This is a genomic window from Devosia faecipullorum (genome assembly GCF_015158295.1).
In the GTDB taxonomy this organism is placed as follows: Bacteria; Pseudomonadota; Alphaproteobacteria; order Rhizobiales; family Devosiaceae; genus Devosia; species Devosia faecipullorum.
The window spans coordinates 698,185-714,594 of sequence record NZ_JACDXV010000002.1 but is presented as its reverse complement, the minus strand read 5'-3'; the positions used below and the strand labels follow the sequence as shown (position 1 = coordinate 714,594).

The window sequence follows — 16,410 nt, the reverse complement described above, 5'->3', positions numbered from 1 at the left end:
CCGGATGGCGCTGCTCCCCTGAAAATCCAGCCTTCCTGAGAGAGCGGTCAGCCTATGACAAACACAGCCCAGCAGAACCAATTGGCCAATGCGATCCGGTCCTTGTCCATGGACGCCGTCGAAAAAGCCAATTCCGGTCATCCCGGCCTGCCCATGGGCTGCGCCGACATTGCCACGGTGCTGTTCACCAAGATCATGAAGTTCGATCCCGCGAACCCCCATTGGGCCGATCGCGACCGCTTCATTCTCTCGGCCGGCCACGGCTCGATGCTGCTCTATTCCTCGCTCTACCTGCTGGGCTACGAGGACATGACCATCGACCAGGTCAAGAATTTCCGCCAGCTCGGCGCCAAGACCGCCGGCCATCCCGAATTCGGCCACGCCACCGGCATCGAGACCACGACCGGCCCGCTGGGCGCCGGCATCGGTAATTCGGTCGGCTTCGCGGTTGCCGAGGCCAAGCTCGCCGCCGAATTCGGCGCCGACATCGTTGACCACCATACCTATGTGCTGGCCGGTGACGGGTGCCTGATGGAAGGCATTTCCCAGGAAGCCATTTCGCTCGCCGGCCACCTCAAGCTCAACAAGCTCGTGGTGATCTGGGACAACAACAACATCACCATCGACGGCAAGGTTTCCAACGCCGATTCCACCGACCAGATTGCCCGTTTCAAGGCCGTCGGCTGGAACACGATCGAAATCGACGGCCATGACCAGAACGCCATCGAACAGGCGCTGCTCGCCGCCAAGGCCTCGACCGACAAGCCCACCCTGATCGCCGCCAAGACCACGATCGGCTTCGGCGCGCCGAAAAAGGCCGGTTCGGAAAAAGTGCATGGCTCCCCGCTCGGGGCCGAGGAACTGGCCGGCGCCAAGGCGGCCTTGGGCATCGACTATCCCGCCTTTGAAATTCCCGCCGCCATTCTCGACGCCTGGCGCGCCGCCGGCACCCGCAGCCAGAACCTGCGCGGCGAATGGGAAGCCCGCCTCGCCGCCTCGGGCAAGAAGGACGAATTCACCCGCCGCATGTCCGGAAAGCTGCCTGCCGCCCTTGCCGGCGCCATGGCGGACTACAAGAAGAAGCTGGCCGAGGACAAGCCGAAGGTCGCGACCCGCAAGTCCAGCCAGATGGCGCTCGAAATCATCAACAAGGTGACCCCCGAGACGCTGGGCGGCTCGGCCGACCTCACCGGCTCCAACCTCACCAATACGCCCGAGACCACGCCCTTCCAGGCCGATAGCCGCCTGGGCCGCTACATGATGTATGGCATTCGCGAACATGAAATGGGCGCAGCCATGAACGGGGTGGCGCTGCATGGCGGCCTCATTCCCTATGGCGGCACCTTCATGGTCTTTACCGATTATGCCCGCCCGGCCATTCGCCTCTCGGCCTTGATGGAACAGCGCGTCATCTATGTCATGACCCACGATTCCATCGGCCTCGGCGAAGACGGCCCCACCCACCAGCCGGTCGAGCATCTGAGCGCCCTGCGCGCCATTCCCAACCTGCTGGTGCTGCGTCCCGCCGACGCCATGGAAACCGCCGAATGCTGGGAATTGGCCATGGAAGCCAAGCGCCCCTCGATCCTGGCGCTCAGCCGCCAGAACCTGCCGGCCTTGCGCACCGAATATTCGGCCGAGAACAAATCGGCCAAGGGCGCCTATAGCCTGGTCGGCCCGGCCGATGCCGATGTGGTGATCTTCGCCACCGGCTCGGAAGTGGCGATTGCGGTCGAAGCGCAGAAGGAATTGACCGAGAAGGGCATTTCCGCCCGCGTCGTCTCGGTGCCGTCCATGGAGCTTTTTGCCGCGCAATCGGACGCCTACAAGGCCGAAATCATCGGCAAGGCCAAGGCCCGCGTGGCAGTGGAAGCCGGTATCGAAATGAGCTGGAACAAGCTGCTCGGCGACAATGGCCGCTTTGTCGGCATGTCGTCCTTCGGCGCCTCCGGCCCGATCGAGGCGCTCTACGCCCACTTTGGCATTACGCCAAAGGCCGTTGTTGAAGCCGCCACCCAGCAGTTGTAAGAGAGCCCCGCCTCCCTTTTTTTCTCTCTCCCGTTAGGAGCGTCACACTATGGCAGTTCGCGTCGCCATCAATGGCTTTGGCCGCATCGGCCGCAACGTTCTCCGCGCCATCATCGAATCCGGCCGCACCGACATCGAGGTCGTGGCCATCAACGATCTCGGCCCGGTTGCAACCAATGCCCACCTTCTGCGCTTCGACAGCGTGCATGGCCGTTTCCCGCACGAGGTCAAGGTCGATGGCGACACGATCGATGTCGGCCGCGGCCCCATCAAGGTGACCGCCGAACGCGACCCGGCCAATCTGCCGCATGCCGCCATGGGCGTTGACATTGCGCTCGAATGCACCGGCATCTTCACCAGCAAGGAAAAGGCTTCGGCTCATCTCAAGGCCGGTGCCAAGAAGGTGATCATCTCGGCTCCGGGCGAAGGCGCCGACAAGACCATCGTCTATGGCATCAATCACGCCTCGCTCAGCAAGGACGACGTGGTGATTTCGAACGCCTCGTGCACGACGAACTGCCTCGCGCCGCTCGCCTATGTGCTGCACAAGGAATTCGGCATCGAAAAGGGAATGATGACCACCATCCATTCCTATACCGGCGACCAGCCGACGCTCGACACCATGCACAAGGATCTTTATCGCGGCCGCGCGGCGGCGCTCAGCCAGATCCCGACTTCGACCGGCGCCGCCAAGGCCATTGGCCTGGTCCTGCCCGAACTCAAGGGCAAGCTGGACGGTGTCTCGGTGCGCGTGCCGACCCCGAACGTTTCCTGCGTCGATTTCAAGTTCATCTCGAGCCGCGATGTGACCGCCGAGGAAATCAACGCCGCCGTCAGGAAATATGCCGATGGCGAACTCAAGGGCGTGCTCGGCTATACCGACCAGCCCAATGTGTCCATCGACTTCAACCACGACCCGCATTCCTCCACCATGGCGCTGGACCAGACCAAGGTGATGGGCGGCAATTTCGTGTCGATCCTGTCCTGGTACGACAATGAATGGGGCTTTTCCAACCGCATGGCCGACACCGCCGTGGCTTTGGCCAAGACGCTCTAGGCGCAGCCAATATCGACTGGAAAAGGGCGTCCCTCGGGGCGCCCTTTTTTTTTACGCGTTCGTTTGAAATTTGTCGTCACGACCCGGCTTGTCCGGGTGGTCCATGGTTCAGCAAGATGGATTGCCCGGACGAGCCAGGCAATGACGACAACGCGAACATCGTGCGACCAAAGGACAAAGGCGCACACCTCGACCGATCTCGACCTGTTTGCGCGCACGGCATAAAGGCGCACTTTACCCCCGGACTTTTCTGTCGCCGGCAGCGGGCGTTAGCGCATTGTTAACCATGAAATCCCTTCATGGTCGTCAAGAGCTTAACGCTGATTTGGAGTCGGGCCATGGCCGGGGGCGGCGCGCATATCATTACCGTCGGCAACGAAAAAGGCGGCTCGGGCAAATCCACCACCGCCCTGCATCTGGCCGTCTATCTGCTGCATCAGGGCTATTGCGTCGCCACGATCGACGTGGACAGCCGCCAGCAGACGCTGACCCGCTATATCCGCAATCGCCGCGCCAGCGCCGAGGCCGGCGGGCGCGCGGTGCCGATGCCCAAGCATGTTCACCTCCCCACCGCCTGGGGCGATTCCATCGCCGAGAACCAGCGGGTGGAGCTGGACATCTTCACCCGCGCTATGACCCAATTGCGCAGTACGGTCGATTTCATCGTCATCGACACGCCGGGCTTCGACGGCAATCTGGCGCGCCTGGCCCACGGCGCCGCCGATAGTCTGATCACCCCGATCAATGACAGCATGATCGATCTCGACGTTTTGGCGCGTATCGATCCCAGGACCGGCCAGCCGCTGGAAGCCAGCCCCTATAGCCGCAATGTGCACAAGGCCCGCGCCGAAAAGCAGCAGCGCACCGGCACGGGCATCGACTGGGTGCTGGTGCGCAACCGCATTTCCAATCTCGGCTCGCATAATGCCGCCCGCGTGCAGAACCTGGTGGAAAGCCTGGCGCAGGGGCTCGATTGCCGCGTCGCCGAAGGCATTGCCGAGCGCGTCATCTTCCGCTCGCTGTTCCTGACCGGCATGACGGTCTTCGATCCGCTGGAGGCCGATATTCTGGGCGCGGCCCCGTCGATGTCCCATGTCAATGCGCGGCACGAATATCGGGCGCTGGTCGCCGCCCTGCAATTGCCGGACTCGCGCCAGCTGCCGCTTTCGGCATAGAACTGGGCCGTCCATCGGCGAGATTTTTTGCGCCCCCGGCTTCCGGCTGGCGTCGCACTCTGCTACCCCACGGCCATAAGCCAGACCCTGGAGGCCGGACGATGAGCGACAGCTTCAAAACCCTCGACGAACTCGATCTCACCGGCAAGCGCGTGCTGCTGCGCGCCGATCTCAACGTGCCGGTCGCCGATGGCAAGGTCAGCGACGCCACCCGCATCGAGCGGCTGGTGCCCACGATCCGCGAAATCGTCAAGAAGGACGGCAAGGCCATCCTGCTCAGCCATTTCGGCCGCCCCAAGGGCAAGGTGAACGCCGAATTCTCGCTCGAACAGGTCTGCGAAGCGGTCGCCAATGAAACCGGCCATCCGGTGGGCTTCATCGCCACCGATTGGGTCGATGTGAGCGCAGCGCAACAGGCCATCGACGCCGCCCCCGCCGGTTCGGTCCTCATCATGGAAAACACCCGCTTCCATCCCGGCGAGGAAGCCAATGACGTTGCACTGGCCGAGCGCATGGCCAGCCTCGGCGACGTCTATGTCAACGACGCCTTCTCGGCTGCCCATCGCGCCCATGCCTCGACCGAAGCGCTGGCGCGCCTGCTGCCCGCCGCAGCAGGCCTCGCCATGGCGGCCGAACTCAAGGCGCTCGAAGCCGGTCTCGGCAAGCCGAAAAAGCCGGTGGTCGCCATTGTCGGCGGCGCCAAGGTCTCCTCCAAGATCGACCTGCTGGAAAACCTCGTCACCAAGGTGGACGGCCTCGTCATCGGCGGCGGCATGGCCAATACCTTCCTCTTCGCCCAAGGCTATGGCGTCGGCAAGTCGCTGTGCGAAAAAGACCTCGCCGACACTGCCCGCCGCATCATGGACAAGGCCGAAAAGGCCAATTGCGCCATCATCCTGCCCATCGACGCCGTGGTCTCCTGGCACTTCAAGGCCAATTCGCCCACCCGCCTCTATGGCGTCGATGCCATCGACCCCGATGGCATGATCCTCGATATGGGCCCATCCTCCATCGAGCGCGTCAACGCCGCCATCGACGACGCCCATACCCTGGTCTGGAACGGCCCGGTCGGCGCCTTCGAGATGGAGCCATTCGATGCCGGCACCGTCGCGATCGCCAAACATGTCGCCAAGCGCACCCATGACGGCCACCTGGTCTCGGTGGCCGGCGGCGGCGACACGGTGAGCGCGCTGGCCCATGCCGGCGTCAAGGACAAGCTCACCTATGTCTCGACAGCCGGCGGCGCCTTCCTCGAATGGATGGAAGGCAAACCCCTGCCCGGCGTCGAAGCGCTGAAGAAGTAAGGTGACGGACCTCGTCATCCGACCTGCCGGGCCGGATGACATCCCCCTCCTTGTCGGGCTCGACACTTCGGTGGCGAAGGAGCCGGCGCGCGCGAAAGCCATTGAAGGTTGGGTCGTGGCCGGACAATGTTTCTGCGCCGGAATGGGCAATGACCTTCTCGGCTATGGCGTCCTCCACAACCACTTCTTCGGCCAATCCATGCTGGAACTGGTCATGGTCGGGCACGCCTATCGCCGGCGGGGAATCGGCCGGGCGCTGATCCGGCATATCATCGGCAGGGCGGGGCCGGTGCTCTGGACCTCCACCAATCAATCCAACCTGCCCATGCAGGCGCTCCTCGCGCAGATGGGATTTCAGCGCAGCGGCATCATCGAAGGACTGGATGCGGGCGATCCGGAGCTGATCTACCGGATCGGGAACGCCGAAGTTTAATCGCGGCACCGATTTGCAGCCGGTATTGCCTTGGTGATCTGGCCGCTATCGGTCCAGCAAGCGGCGGTTTTGGGCCTTGCGCCTCCCTTCCCTTAGAAGGGGAGGAAACGCAGAAGCCAATAGGTCTTGGTCGATCCGTCCAAGAAGCGCGCACGGAGAGGCGCGCCCTAGAACCGGGCCGTCACCGGGTCCGAGCCGATGCGGCCGTCCGGAGTGTCGAGTGCGGCAATGGCGGCTTTGTCGGCGTCGCTAAGGGTGAAATCGAAGACGTCGAAATTCTCCACGATCCGGCTCGGGGTCACCGATTTGGGAATGACCACCAGCCCCTGATCAAGATGCCAGCGGATGATGACCTGCGCCGCGCTCTTGTTGTGACGGGCGGCGATGGCGGCGATCTCCGTGTCGTCGAGCAGCCTGCCCTGCCCCAAAGGGCTGTAGCTTTCGGTAAGGATGCCGAGCTTTTCATGCCTCGAGCGCATGGCGCGTTGCTGAAAGCGCGGATGCAGCTGGATCTGGTTGATGACCGGCGTGACCCCGCTGTCGGCGATGATCTGGTCGAGGTAATCGCCCTCGAAATTGGAAACGCCGATCGAGCGCGCCCTGCCTTCATCGCGTAGCCGGATCAGCGCCTTCCAGGTCTCGCGGAATTTGCCGCGATAGGCCGAAGGCCAGTGGATAAGATAGAGATCGACATAATCGGTGCCGAGCCGCCTAAGGCTCTGGTCCATGGCGCGCAACGTCTCGTCGTGACCCTGATCGTCGTTCCAGACCTTGGTGGTAAGAAAAACGTCGTCCCGCCCGATGCCGGAGCGCCTGATGCCCTCACCCACCCCATCCTCGTTGCGATAGACGGCTGCCGTGTCGATATGGCGATAGCCGGCCTCGAGCGCGGTCTGCACGGCATTGATCGCCACATCATTGGGCGTCTGCCAGACGCCCAGCCCGATCTGCGGTATGGAGCGGCCATCGTGAAATCCGAGACGGGTTTGCGCGTTCATAATTGATCCTCGTACTGGGCAAAACGCCGGAAGACGTCCGGGAAATATCGGCAAGTTACGATACAGCGTCCCGCCGGCCAAGGGGCTGAACCAGCGCCCCTGATCAGGTCCACCTTTCGTCTAATAACCACAGGTCTAATCGCAAGCGCACAGACGAAAGTTTAGTCTCGAAACCAGTTCATTTCCCGAGGCAAGACAAATGACCAAATCGCTCAATGCGATTGCCCAGAAACTGATGACCCCCGGCCAGGGTATCCTGGCCGCCGACGAATCCGAGGGCACGATCGGCAAGCGCTTCGACAAGATCAACCTGCCCAATACGCTCGAACTGCGGCGCGATTATCGCGAAATGCTGTTCGGAGCCACCGAGGCGATGCGCAATTACATTTCCGGCGTCATCCTCACCGAGGAAACGCTGAAGCAGGAATCGGCCGGCGGCACGCCGTTCCGCGCCATCCTGGCCGATGCCGATGTCATTCCCGGCATCAAGGTGGATCGCGGCGCTTTCCCCATGCCGGGCGAATCCGGCGAGAAGATCACCGAGGGCCTCGATGGGCTGCGCCAGCGGCTGGCCCATTATGCCGAACTGGGCGCCGGCTTTGCCAAGTGGCGCGCCGTCATCACCATCAACGACATTGCCCCCACCCGCAACAATATCCGCGCCAATGCCCATGTTCTGGCGCGCTATGCCATGCTGTGCCAGGAAGCCGGCATCGTGCCGATCGTCGAGCCCGAAGTGGTGGGCGATGGCGAGCCGGGCAATCACTCGATGGAGCGCTGCGCCCAGGTGACCGGCGACGTCCTCGAAAACGTCTTCAAGGAATTGCGGCTGGCCGGGGTCGATCTCTCCGGCATGCTGCTCAAGCCCAACATGGTGCTGCCGGGCGTCAATTCGCGCGAACGCCCCAGCGTCGAGGAAGTGGCCCAGCGCACGGTGGCCGTGCTCAAGGCGCATGTCCCCGCCGCCGTTCCGGGCATTGCCTTCCTCTCGGGCGGGCAGACCGATGAAGAGGCCACGTCGCACCTGTCGGCCATGAACCGGATCGCCGGCAAGCCCTGGCCGCTGACCTTCTCCTATGGCCGCGCCCTGCAGAACGTCGCCTTGCGCCAATGGGGCGGTCGCCGCGAGAATTTCACCGACGCCCGGTGTGCCTTCACCCACCGCGCCCATATGAACTCACTGGCTGCCCTGGGCGAATGGAATAACGCTCTCGACCAGGCCGCCTGACCCCCTACCGGTTCTCCCAAGCCGGAACAGGCGCGCGTTTCCCTCCCGGAACGCGCGCCTTCTCGTTGGCGGAAAGCACGCGCCACCATTGCGTCCGCACCGTGCAGCCCCTAATGGGTTCTGTCCCTTTGTCGCCAAAATGGCCAAATAGGGAACTTGCCTGCAATTGGGAAACGCCATGGCGCCGCTGCTCTACCTCATCACTCCCGCCGATGCCGACCCAGCCGCGTTTTCGCGGCTGCTGATGCAGGTATTGACCGGCCCCGAAATTGCCGCCCTGCTGGTGCGCCGCGGCACGCTGGGCGATGCCGCCTATGCCGAACTGGCGGAACGTATGATCCAGATCGGGCAGGCGGCGGGCGCCGCCGTGCTGCTCGAAAACGAAGTCATGCTGGCGCGCGGTCTCGGCGCCGATGGCGTGCATGTCAGCCAGGGCGGCGTCCAGGCGATCCGGGAGGCGGTGGCTGCCCTCAAGCCCGGCGCCATTGTCGGGGCCGGCAATATCAAGTCGCGCCACGACGCCATGAGCTTTGGCGAGCTGGATGTCGACTACGTCCTGTTCGGCCCCCTCGACGGCAAGGCCGATCCGCAGGCAGCGGAACTGACCCAATGGTGGGCCGACACATTCGAAGTTCCTGCCGTTCATGCGCTGCCCGACGCCGATGCAGCGGCACTGGCGGGGACCAGCGCCGAATTCGTCGCCCTCTCCGATTCGATCTGGAACAGCGACAATCCCGCTGCCGCCCTGCTGGCCATCGATCACGCGACGCGGGAGCAGGCATGATCACGAGGTCGCCGCTGATCGTCGCATTGCTGCTGGGCCTGGCACTGCCGGCCCTGGCGCAGGACAATGCCGCCGAGCAGATCAGCACCGACATTTTCGGGCCGCGCCATCCGATCGATGCCGCCTATGGCGCCTATCAGATGGGCTATTATCTCAGCGCCCTGGAACTGGCCCTGCCCCGCGCCGAAAAAGGCGACGCCGCCGCCCAGACGCTGATCGCGGAAATCTATGCCAAGGGCCAGGGCGTGGGGCAAAACCTCGAACGCGCCGCCGGCTGGTATCAATTGGCCGCCCGCAATGGCGACCGGCTGGCCATGTTCGAACTGGCCATGCTGTACCAGAACGGCCAGGGCGTGCCGCGCAATCGCGAGCGCGCGGCCGAATTGTTCGCCAGCGCCGCCGAGGCCGGTTATGTCCCGGCCAAATACAATATGGCGCTGCTCTATGTCGAAGGCATCCATGCCGAGCCCAACCTGGCGCGCGCCGCCGAATTGATGCGCGAGGCTGCCGAGGCCGAATTGCCCGAAGCCCAATATGATTTCGGCGTCATGCTGCTCGAAGGCGCCGGCCTGCCGCCCAATCCCGCCGAAGGCGCTCGCTATGTCGGGCTTGCCGCCGAACAGGGGCTGGTGGACGCCCAGATCGATTATGCGACCCTATTCTATCTCGGCCAGGGCGTCGCGCGCAGCGTCGAGCAGGCCGCGTCCTGGTATGCCCGCGCCGCCGAGGCCGGCAATGCCGTGGCGCAGAACCGCTATGCCAAGCTCCTGGCCGTGGGCGAGGGTGTAACGCTCAACCTCGAGGACGCTGCGATGTGGCGCGCCCTGGCGCGACGGCAGGGCTTCTCCGACCCGGCGCTGGACCGGCTGCTGGTCTCGCTGCCCAGCGATGGATTGGCCCGCGCCGAGGAGCGCGCCCGCTTCTGGCCATCTTCCCCGCCCAGTGCCACGGCGACAGCGTCGCCCTCCGTCGAAACGCCGGCGACATCGACGCCGATCCTGCCCAGCCCGGTCAATGCTCAAAACGCCCCCGAGCCGGTCGAGGACATCCCCGCCGAGCCCACCGAAACGCAAGACCCTTGAACCGGGCCCCGTTCTGGGGCAATAAGCCCGCCACACTTGAAACCAGCGGCGGGATGCCCAATCCCATGGCCGGGCGGCAGGGAAAACCCCGTTCCGGCCGGGCCGCATGAGCCAATGAGCACTTCCTATGGCGCGTTCCGCCCTTCTCAACGTCATGGTCAATGCCGCCATCAAGGCCGGTAAGTCGCTGAGCCGCGATTTCAACGAAGTCGAGAATTTGCAGGTTTCGCGCAAGGGCCCGGCGGATTTCGTCTCCAAGGCCGACCTGCGCGCCGAGCAGATCATTTTCGATGACCTGCGCAAGGCCCGCCCCACCTATGCCTTCCTCATGGAAGAGGGTGGCGAGGTCGCGGGCAGCGACGGCCAGCATACCTGGATCATCGATCCGCTCGACGGCACGACCAATTTCCTGCACTCGATCCCGCTCTTTGCCGTGGCCATCGCCCTGCAACGCGGCGACGAGATCGTCGCTTCGGTGATCTACAATCCGATCATGGACGAGTTGTTCACCGCCGAAAAGGGTGGTGGCGCCTGGCTCGCCGACCGCAAGCGCCTGCGCGTCGCCAATCGCCGCCACCTGTCTGACGCGGTGGTCGCCACCGGCATCAAGACCCAGGGCACGGCCAATGACACGCTGCAATTGCGCCAGCTTGCCGCCATCAATCCCGCCGTGGCCGGTATTCGCCGCTCCGGCTCGATCTGTCTCGACATGGCCTGGCTTGCCACCGGCCGCTACGACGCCTTGTGGGAATCGGGCCTCAAGCCCTGGGACGTCGCCGCGGGCTTCCTCATGGTCCGCGAAGCTGGCGGCCTCGTCTCCGACTATGCCGGCCAGCCCGGCTCGGTGGCCAATGGCCAGGTGGTCGCGGGCAACGAGGCCCTGCATGGCGCGCTGCTCAAGGCCCTGCGCCCCATTCAGTAGCGCTGGCCGCATTGCCGCCGCTGTGAGGCGTTAACCTTTTCCATTGTCACGCCTTTCAGCCGCCTCTAGACTCGGGGGCGGTTGATTTGCTGAGAAGGGGCAAGGTTCGGCAAGATGACGCAAGCTTACGATCCCTATCATCTCGGCAGCCCGGCCGTTTACCTGGTCAAGATCGTGATCTTCCTGGTGCTGGTGGCGCTGGTGGCGGCCATCCTGTTTTCCACCATCATCACCTTCTTCTGGGCCAATCCCTTCATCAATTCGCTGATCTTCTTCACCCTGGCGATCGGCATCTTCCTCAGTTTCCGGCAGATTTTCCGCCTGTTTCCGGAAGTGAAATGGGTCAATTCCCTGCAGGACGGCACTGTATCCAATGTGCGCCCGCCCATCCTGCTCGCCCCGGTGGCTGGCATCCTGCGCGAGCGGATCGGGGAAGCCATCATCACCCCCTCCTCCATGCGCTCGATCCTGGATTCGGTGGGCAACAGGCTGGACGAGGCCAAGGACACTTCACGCTATCTCACCGGCCTGCTGGTGTTTCTCGGCCTGCTCGGCACCTTTTACGGTCTGCTCGAAACCGTCACCTCGGTTAGCGCGGTCATCAATGCGCTGGACGTGACGGCGGGAGATTCGACGACGCTGTTCACCAATCTGCGCGAGGGCCTGGTCGCCCCGCTCGGCGGCATGGGCACGGCCTTCTCCTCCTCGCTGTTCGGCCTTTCCGGCTCGCTGGTCCTCGGCTTTCTCGATCTCCAGACCAGCCAGGCGCAGAATGCCTTCTACACCGACCTCGAGGACTGGATGACCTCGATGACCGAACTGGATCACCCGCTCACCGCCATGCAGGCCAATGCCGGCGGCCCCGACATTCAGGCGCTGGTGGACAAGCTGGGCGCCTCCAACCAGAACCAGAATTCGTCCCAGAACGCCATTCGCGCCATGGCCGAACTGGCCCGCGGCATTGACGGGCTGGTCAAGCATATCCGCACCGAACAGGACGACCTGCGCAAATATATCAATGAGCAGGGCGAGACCAACAAGCGCCTGCGCGACCTGATCGAAGCCATGCTCAACGAAGACGACAACGAGCGGCGGAACTAGCCCATGCCCGGCGCCCGTTCCCGCCGCCGGCAGGAGGCCAATTACTGGCCCGGCTTCGTCGATGCGCTGTCGAGCCTGTTGCTCGTCATCATCTTCATGCTCAGCCTGTTCATGCTGACCCAGTTTTTCCTCGGCCAGGAAATCCAGGGGCGGGACACCGCTTTGGCCCGGCTCAACAGCCAGATCGCCGAATTGACCGAATTGCTGCAACTCGAACGCGCCGGCTCGGACGATCTGACCGCGCAATTGGCGACGCTCACCGCCACTCTGGCCGGCGCCGAAGCGGAAAACCAGAGCCTGCAGGGCCAGCTTGCCGGCATCGGTTCGGGCCTTGGTGACCGCGATGACGCCATTGCCGGCCTGCAATCGGACCTTTTGGCCGCCGAACGCCTCTCCGAAGAAGCCAATGCGCAGGTGGCCCTGCTCAACCAGCAATTGGCCGCCCTGCGCATGCAGATCGGCGCGCTCGAAGCGGCGCTCGAAGCCTCCGAATTGCGCGATACCGAAAGCCGCACCCAGATCGCCGACCTGGGACGAAGGCTCAATCTGGCGCTGGCGCAAAGAGTGCAGGACCTCTCACGCTACCGCTCGGACTTTTTCGGACGGCTGCGTCAGATCCTCGAAAACCGCGCCGATGTGCGCGTCGTCGGCGACCGCTTCGTCTTCCAGTCCGAAGTGCTGTTCGCGCCCGGACAGGCCGACATCGCCGCCACTGGCCTGCCCGAACTGGATGCCCTGGCCGACGCCATTCTGCAGCTCGAACAGGAAATCCCCCCCGACATCAATTGGGTGCTGCGCATCGACGGGCATACCGATATCCGCCCCATTTCCAATGCGCGCTTCCCTTCGAACTGGGAATTGTCGGCGGCCCGCGCCATTTCGGTGGCCCAATATCTGGTGTCGCGCGGCGTCCCCCCGGCCCGGCTGGTCGCCGCCGGCTTCGGCGAATTCGCTCCCCTCGATCCGGCCGAGAACGACGAAGCCTATCGGCGCAATAGGCGCATCGAGTTCAAGCTGACGGAAGGGTGATGCCTGCATAACGCCGCCTCCCATTGGCGTCCCGCAGGGCTTGCCCGGGTGGCCCATGAGATCGCGCGGCAAAGCTGGATTGCCCGGACGGGCCGGGCAATGACAAAGGGGCGGGGAAATTGCGATCCGGGGATCGGGCGAAGCGCGCGGGCCCGGCCCCTTAACCTTAACGGCGGCGATCACATCTTTTGTGACCAATCGGCAACGCCACAGAAAAGCCAGGATTCCCGCCACATCCACGCCGCAATAGGCAAAGATTAACCATGCCAGGACACGCGCTTTTAAGATTAAGCGCGGTAAATGCTGCGCCTAAGATTGCAAGCTTTCAGGAGCCTCACGTGGTCATCCCCGCACCTATCAATACTGTAATGCGCGCTGCCGCGATGATGCTTTTCGTCGTCGTCCTTGCCGCCTGTTCCCGTTCCGCCACCGACAATGTCGGCTTGACCGGCGTTGGCAATACCGGCGCCGGCGCGCCCGGCAGCCAGCAGGAATTCATCGTCACCGTCGGTGACCGGGTGTTCTTCACCACCGATTCCAGCTCGCTGACCAGCGAAGCCATGGCCACGCTCGACAAGCAGGCCCAGTGGCTCAACCAATATCCCAATTACCGCATCATGATCGAAGGCCATGCCGACGAGCGCGGCACCCGCGAATACAATATCGCGCTGGGCGCCCGCCGCTCCTCCATCGTGGTCAACTATTTGGTCAGCCGCGGCGTCAACGCCCAGCGCATCACCAGTCAGTCCTTTGGCAAGGAACGCCCGGTCGCCATCTGTAACGACATCTCCTGCTGGAGCCAGAACCGCCGCGCGGTCACCGTGGTCCAGTAAAAGACCAGGCTTTCCGGGCACGCCGGAAAGCCGCCCCCATCCAGTGCAAACTGGAGGCAAGAGCGCCCGGAGCCCCTCAAAAGGCCCGGGCGCTTTCTTTTGACCAAAATTGGTCTTTATCGGCGAGCGGAAAGTATCCATCTTGGCCGCAATGGCAGCATTGGAGTTGATGCGTTGACACGAGGACGATTTACGAAGTGGGGCAGCGTGGCTTTGTGCACGCTCTGTCTGGGTCTGGGGGCCGGTGCGGTGCAGGCCCAGCCCTTGCCCGCCGGCGGCATTCTGGTCGCCCAGGCCGACAGCGCACAATTGCTGGTGCGCATCCAGCAGCTCGAGGAACAGATTCGCGTGCTCAATGGCCAGGTCGAGGGCCTGACCTTCCAGCTCACCCAATTGCAGGAAATCCTCAACCGCCTGTCCGAAGACAGCGAATTCCGCTTCCAGCAACTGGAAGGCGGTGCTGGGGGAAAAACTGAGGCGGCAACCCAAGCAGGCGGCGCGACGCGGCCTGAGGCGTTGCCGCAGAACCCGGCCCCCCTTGGCGAAGACGACGCTCGCCCCACGATAATTCCCGAACAGGGCGTAAAGCCGCTGCCCGGCGAACAGGAATTCGACCCCTCCTTCGACGACGGCTCGCTGGGCGAGTCCGCCGACCCTCTTCTGGGCACCGGCCAGGACGGCGCCATCGACCTCGTCACCGGCCAGCCGCTCAATCTGAGCTATGATCCGCGCGCCACTGCCGCCGACAATGCCGACGCGGATGCGCAGTTTCGTGCCGGCTATGAAGCGCTGATCGGCGGCGATTACGACTTCGCCGAACAGCAATTCGGCCAATTCATCGAGCTTTACCCCGATAGCCCGCAGGGCGCGGACGCAGCCAATTGGCTGGGTGAGGCGCTGATGGCGCGCTCGGCCTATGCCGAGGCGGCCGACATTCTGGTGGAAGCCTATCAGAAATATCCCGACCATCCCCGAGCGCCCGACCTGCTGCTCAAGCTGGGCATGTCGCTGTCCGGCGTCGGCGAACGCGAAACCGCCTGCCGCACCTTTGCCGAGATCGACCGGCGCTATACCGACACCATTCCGGCGTTTCGAGCGCGGGTGAACGAGGAGAAGACCAGAGCCGAATGTCCTCCGGCCTGACCCCCGATCTGGGTGATCCCGAAGCGTTGGCGCGCCTATTCGCGCCGGCGCAAGGCGAGCCCGCCATTGGCCTGGCCGTATCCGGCGGGCCGGACAGCCTGGCGCTGCTGCTTCTGGCCCATCGCTGGGCCGGCGGCATCGAGCATCCGCCAGAGCTTTTCGTCTATAGCCTCGACCATGGCCTGCGCCCCGAAAGCGGCGACGAAGTCGCCATGGTGCTGGCCCGGGCCGGCGAACTGAACATTCCCGCCCGTGGCCTCGTCTGGACCGGAGAAAAGCCCGCTACCGGCATTTCCGAAGCCGCCCGGCAGGCGCGCTATGCGCTGATCGGAGAGGCCATGCACGCGGATGGCGCGACCCTGTTGCTGACCGCCCATCATCGCCAGGACCAGGCCGAGACCGTGCTGATGCGCCTTGCCCATGGCAGCGGTCTCGAAGGGTTGCGCGGCATGACGCAATTTTCCACCGTTGAGGGCGTGCGGGTATTCCGCCCCCTGCTCGATGTCGAGCCTTCGGCGCTCGCCGCTTTGGTGGAAACGGCGGGCATGAACCCTGCCCTCGATCCCTCCAACGACGATGTCCGCTATGAACGGGTGCGCTGGCGCAAAATGCTGCCATCGCTCGCTGCACAGGGACTGGACGGCGCGGCCCTGGCCCGCTTCGCCGCCCGCATGGGCGAGGCCGACGCCGCGCTCGCGCAGATGGCCGAAGCCGGTTTCGAGGAATTGGTGCGACTCGACGGGTTCGGCGCCGCCACGCTCGCCCATGCCGCGCTGCTGGCGCTGAGCCCGGCCATTGGCCGGCGCGTTCTGGGACGGGCTCTCAATATTGTCGGCGGCCGCCAGAAACCGCGCGCCCTCGGGCAGGTCGAACGGCTCTATGATCAGCTTGTCGCCCGTGACCTGCCCCGTGGCGCCACGCTGATGGGCGCGGTGATCCGGCTGAAGGGGGACATGATCACCCTCGCCCGCGAGCCCGGACGCGCTCTGCCGGAACCGCAAAGCCTTGCCGCCGGCAGCGTGCTGGTCTGGGACGACCGCTTCCACATCGCCAGCACCGGCGAGAAAGGCGCGCTCACGGTCAGCGCCGCCGATTTCATGCCGCGCCACCGGCTCGAGCCGCTTTTGGGCTTCAAGGTGACGACGCCCGCGGAAGCCATCCGCACCGCCCCCATGGTCCACGACGCCGAAGGCCGCCTGCTGGCGCTGGGCGGCTGGTCTTTCGACGAGAGCCTCAAGGTGCAATTGCTGATCGACTGAAGGCATCGCCCGCCGCCACGAGAAATTTCTTTCC

The 16,410-nt window shown here is 64.2% G+C and carries 15 protein-coding genes; 14 read left to right on the top strand and 1 reads right to left on the bottom strand.

Annotation, left to right across the window (positions count from 1 at the left end):
• Positions 1-54: 54 nt before the first annotated feature.
• The 5 genes from tkt to H0482_RS09075 all read left to right on the top strand — a co-directional run bounded on the left by tkt (position 55) and on the right by H0482_RS09075 (position 5,997).
• Positions 55-2,028 carry a transketolase gene (tkt, locus tag H0482_RS09095; RefSeq protein WP_193729693.1) on the top strand — a complete coding sequence of 658 codons (1,974 nt, stop codon included), beginning with the start codon at positions 55-57 and terminating at the stop codon, positions 2,026-2,028.
• A 49-nt stretch (positions 2,029-2,077) separates the two neighbouring features.
• Positions 2,078-3,085, top strand: a complete 1,008-nt coding sequence (gap, locus tag H0482_RS09090; protein ID WP_193729692.1) for a type I glyceraldehyde-3-phosphate dehydrogenase — start codon at positions 2,078-2,080, stop codon at positions 3,083-3,085.
• Positions 3,086-3,423: 338 nt separating this feature from the next.
• Complete coding sequence (locus tag H0482_RS09085; RefSeq protein WP_193729691.1) at positions 3,424-4,260, top strand: division plane positioning ATPase MipZ; 837 nt, start codon at positions 3,424-3,426, stop codon at positions 4,258-4,260.
• Positions 4,261-4,361: 101 nt separating this feature from the next.
• The gene (locus H0482_RS09080; protein ID WP_193729690.1) at positions 4,362-5,564 is read left to right on the top strand and encodes a phosphoglycerate kinase; all 1,203 of its coding nucleotides are present in this window, start codon (positions 4,362-4,364) and stop codon (positions 5,562-5,564) included.
• 1 nt (position 5,565) lies between these two features.
• A complete protein-coding gene (locus H0482_RS09075) occupies positions 5,566-5,997 on the top strand; it encodes a GNAT family N-acetyltransferase (protein WP_193729689.1) in 432 nt (143 codons plus the stop codon).
• A 167-nt stretch (positions 5,998-6,164) separates the two neighbouring features.
• Here the strand turns inward: H0482_RS09075 and H0482_RS09070 are convergent, their stop codons facing one another.
• On the bottom strand, positions 6,165-6,995 hold the full coding sequence (locus H0482_RS09070; RefSeq protein ID WP_193729688.1) for an aldo/keto reductase: 831 nt from the start codon (positions 6,993-6,995) through the stop codon (positions 6,165-6,167).
• Between the two features lie 199 nt (positions 6,996-7,194).
• On the opposite strand from H0482_RS09070, the gene H0482_RS09065 reads away from it, so the two are divergent.
• The 9 genes from H0482_RS09065 to tilS all read left to right on the top strand — a co-directional run bounded on the left by H0482_RS09065 (position 7,195) and on the right by tilS (position 16,376).
• Positions 7,195-8,223, top strand: a complete 1,029-nt coding sequence (locus H0482_RS09065) for a class I fructose-bisphosphate aldolase (protein ID WP_193729687.1) — start codon at positions 7,195-7,197, stop codon at positions 8,221-8,223.
• A 178-nt stretch (positions 8,224-8,401) separates the two neighbouring features.
• Positions 8,402-9,007 (top strand): thiamine phosphate synthase, encoded by a 606-nt coding sequence (locus H0482_RS09060; RefSeq protein ID WP_193729686.1) that lies wholly within the window; start codon positions 8,402-8,404, stop codon positions 9,005-9,007.
• A complete protein-coding gene (locus H0482_RS09055) occupies positions 9,004-10,089 on the top strand; it encodes a tetratricopeptide repeat protein (protein ID WP_193729685.1) in 1,086 nt (361 codons plus the stop codon). The genes H0482_RS09060 and H0482_RS09055 overlap by 4 nt, the downstream gene beginning before the upstream one ends.
• A gap of 127 nt (positions 10,090-10,216) precedes the next feature.
• The gene (locus H0482_RS09050; RefSeq protein ID WP_193729684.1) at positions 10,217-11,011 is read left to right on the top strand and encodes an inositol monophosphatase family protein; all 795 of its coding nucleotides are present in this window, start codon (positions 10,217-10,219) and stop codon (positions 11,009-11,011) included.
• Positions 11,012-11,125: 114 nt separating this feature from the next.
• Positions 11,126-12,112: a flagellar motor protein MotA gene (locus H0482_RS09045; protein ID WP_193729683.1), complete on the top strand. Its 987-nt coding sequence runs from the start codon at positions 11,126-11,128 to the stop codon at positions 12,110-12,112.
• 3 nt (positions 12,113-12,115) lie between these two features.
• Positions 12,116-13,141 (top strand): peptidoglycan -binding protein, encoded by a 1,026-nt coding sequence (locus tag H0482_RS09040; RefSeq protein WP_193729682.1) that lies wholly within the window; start codon positions 12,116-12,118, stop codon positions 13,139-13,141.
• A gap of 368 nt (positions 13,142-13,509) precedes the next feature.
• Positions 13,510-13,974, top strand: coding sequence for a peptidoglycan-associated lipoprotein Pal (gene pal, locus H0482_RS09035; protein ID WP_193729786.1), 465 nt, complete (start codon positions 13,510-13,512; stop codon positions 13,972-13,974).
• A gap of 174 nt (positions 13,975-14,148) precedes the next feature.
• Positions 14,149-15,117: a tol-pal system protein YbgF gene (gene ybgF / locus H0482_RS09030; RefSeq protein WP_193729681.1), complete on the top strand. Its 969-nt coding sequence runs from the start codon at positions 14,149-14,151 to the stop codon at positions 15,115-15,117.
• Positions 15,102-16,376: a tRNA lysidine(34) synthetase TilS gene (gene tilS, locus H0482_RS09025; RefSeq protein WP_193729680.1), complete on the top strand. Its 1,275-nt coding sequence runs from the start codon at positions 15,102-15,104 to the stop codon at positions 16,374-16,376. The genes ybgF and tilS overlap by 16 nt, the downstream gene beginning before the upstream one ends.
• Positions 16,377-16,410: the final 34 nt, after the last annotated feature.

What these genes read in the sequence shown, in the direction of transcription:
- H0482_RS09060 (WP_193729686.1), top strand. Translation starts at nt 8,402, where the DNA reads ATGGCGCCGCTGCTCTACCTCATCACTCCCGCCGATGCCGACCCAGCC.
- H0482_RS09045 (WP_193729683.1), top strand. Translation starts at nt 11,126, where the DNA reads ATGACGCAAGCTTACGATCCCTATCATCTCGGCAGCCCGGCCGTTTAC.
- tilS (WP_193729680.1), top strand. Translation starts at nt 15,102, where the DNA reads ATGTCCTCCGGCCTGACCCCCGATCTGGGTGATCCCGAAGCGTTGGCG.
- H0482_RS09085 (WP_193729691.1), top strand. Translation starts at nt 3,424, where the DNA reads ATGGCCGGGGGCGGCGCGCATATCATTACCGTCGGCAACGAAAAAGGC.
- H0482_RS09055 (WP_193729685.1), top strand. Translation starts at nt 9,004, where the DNA reads ATGATCACGAGGTCGCCGCTGATCGTCGCATTGCTGCTGGGCCTGGCA.
- H0482_RS09040 (WP_193729682.1), top strand. Translation starts at nt 12,116, where the DNA reads ATGCCCGGCGCCCGTTCCCGCCGCCGGCAGGAGGCCAATTACTGGCCC.
- pal (WP_193729786.1), top strand. Translation starts at nt 13,510, where the DNA reads ATGCGCGCTGCCGCGATGATGCTTTTCGTCGTCGTCCTTGCCGCCTGT.
- tkt (WP_193729693.1), top strand. Translation starts at nt 55, where the DNA reads ATGACAAACACAGCCCAGCAGAACCAATTGGCCAATGCGATCCGGTCC.
- H0482_RS09070 (WP_193729688.1), bottom strand. Translation starts at nt 6,995, where the DNA reads ATGAACGCGCAAACCCGTCTCGGATTTCACGATGGCCGCTCCATACCG.
- H0482_RS09065 (WP_193729687.1), top strand. Translation starts at nt 7,195, where the DNA reads ATGACCAAATCGCTCAATGCGATTGCCCAGAAACTGATGACCCCCGGC.
- gap (WP_193729692.1), top strand. Translation starts at nt 2,078, where the DNA reads ATGGCAGTTCGCGTCGCCATCAATGGCTTTGGCCGCATCGGCCGCAAC.
- H0482_RS09050 (WP_193729684.1), top strand. Translation starts at nt 10,217, where the DNA reads ATGGCGCGTTCCGCCCTTCTCAACGTCATGGTCAATGCCGCCATCAAG.
- H0482_RS09080 (WP_193729690.1), top strand. Translation starts at nt 4,362, where the DNA reads ATGAGCGACAGCTTCAAAACCCTCGACGAACTCGATCTCACCGGCAAG.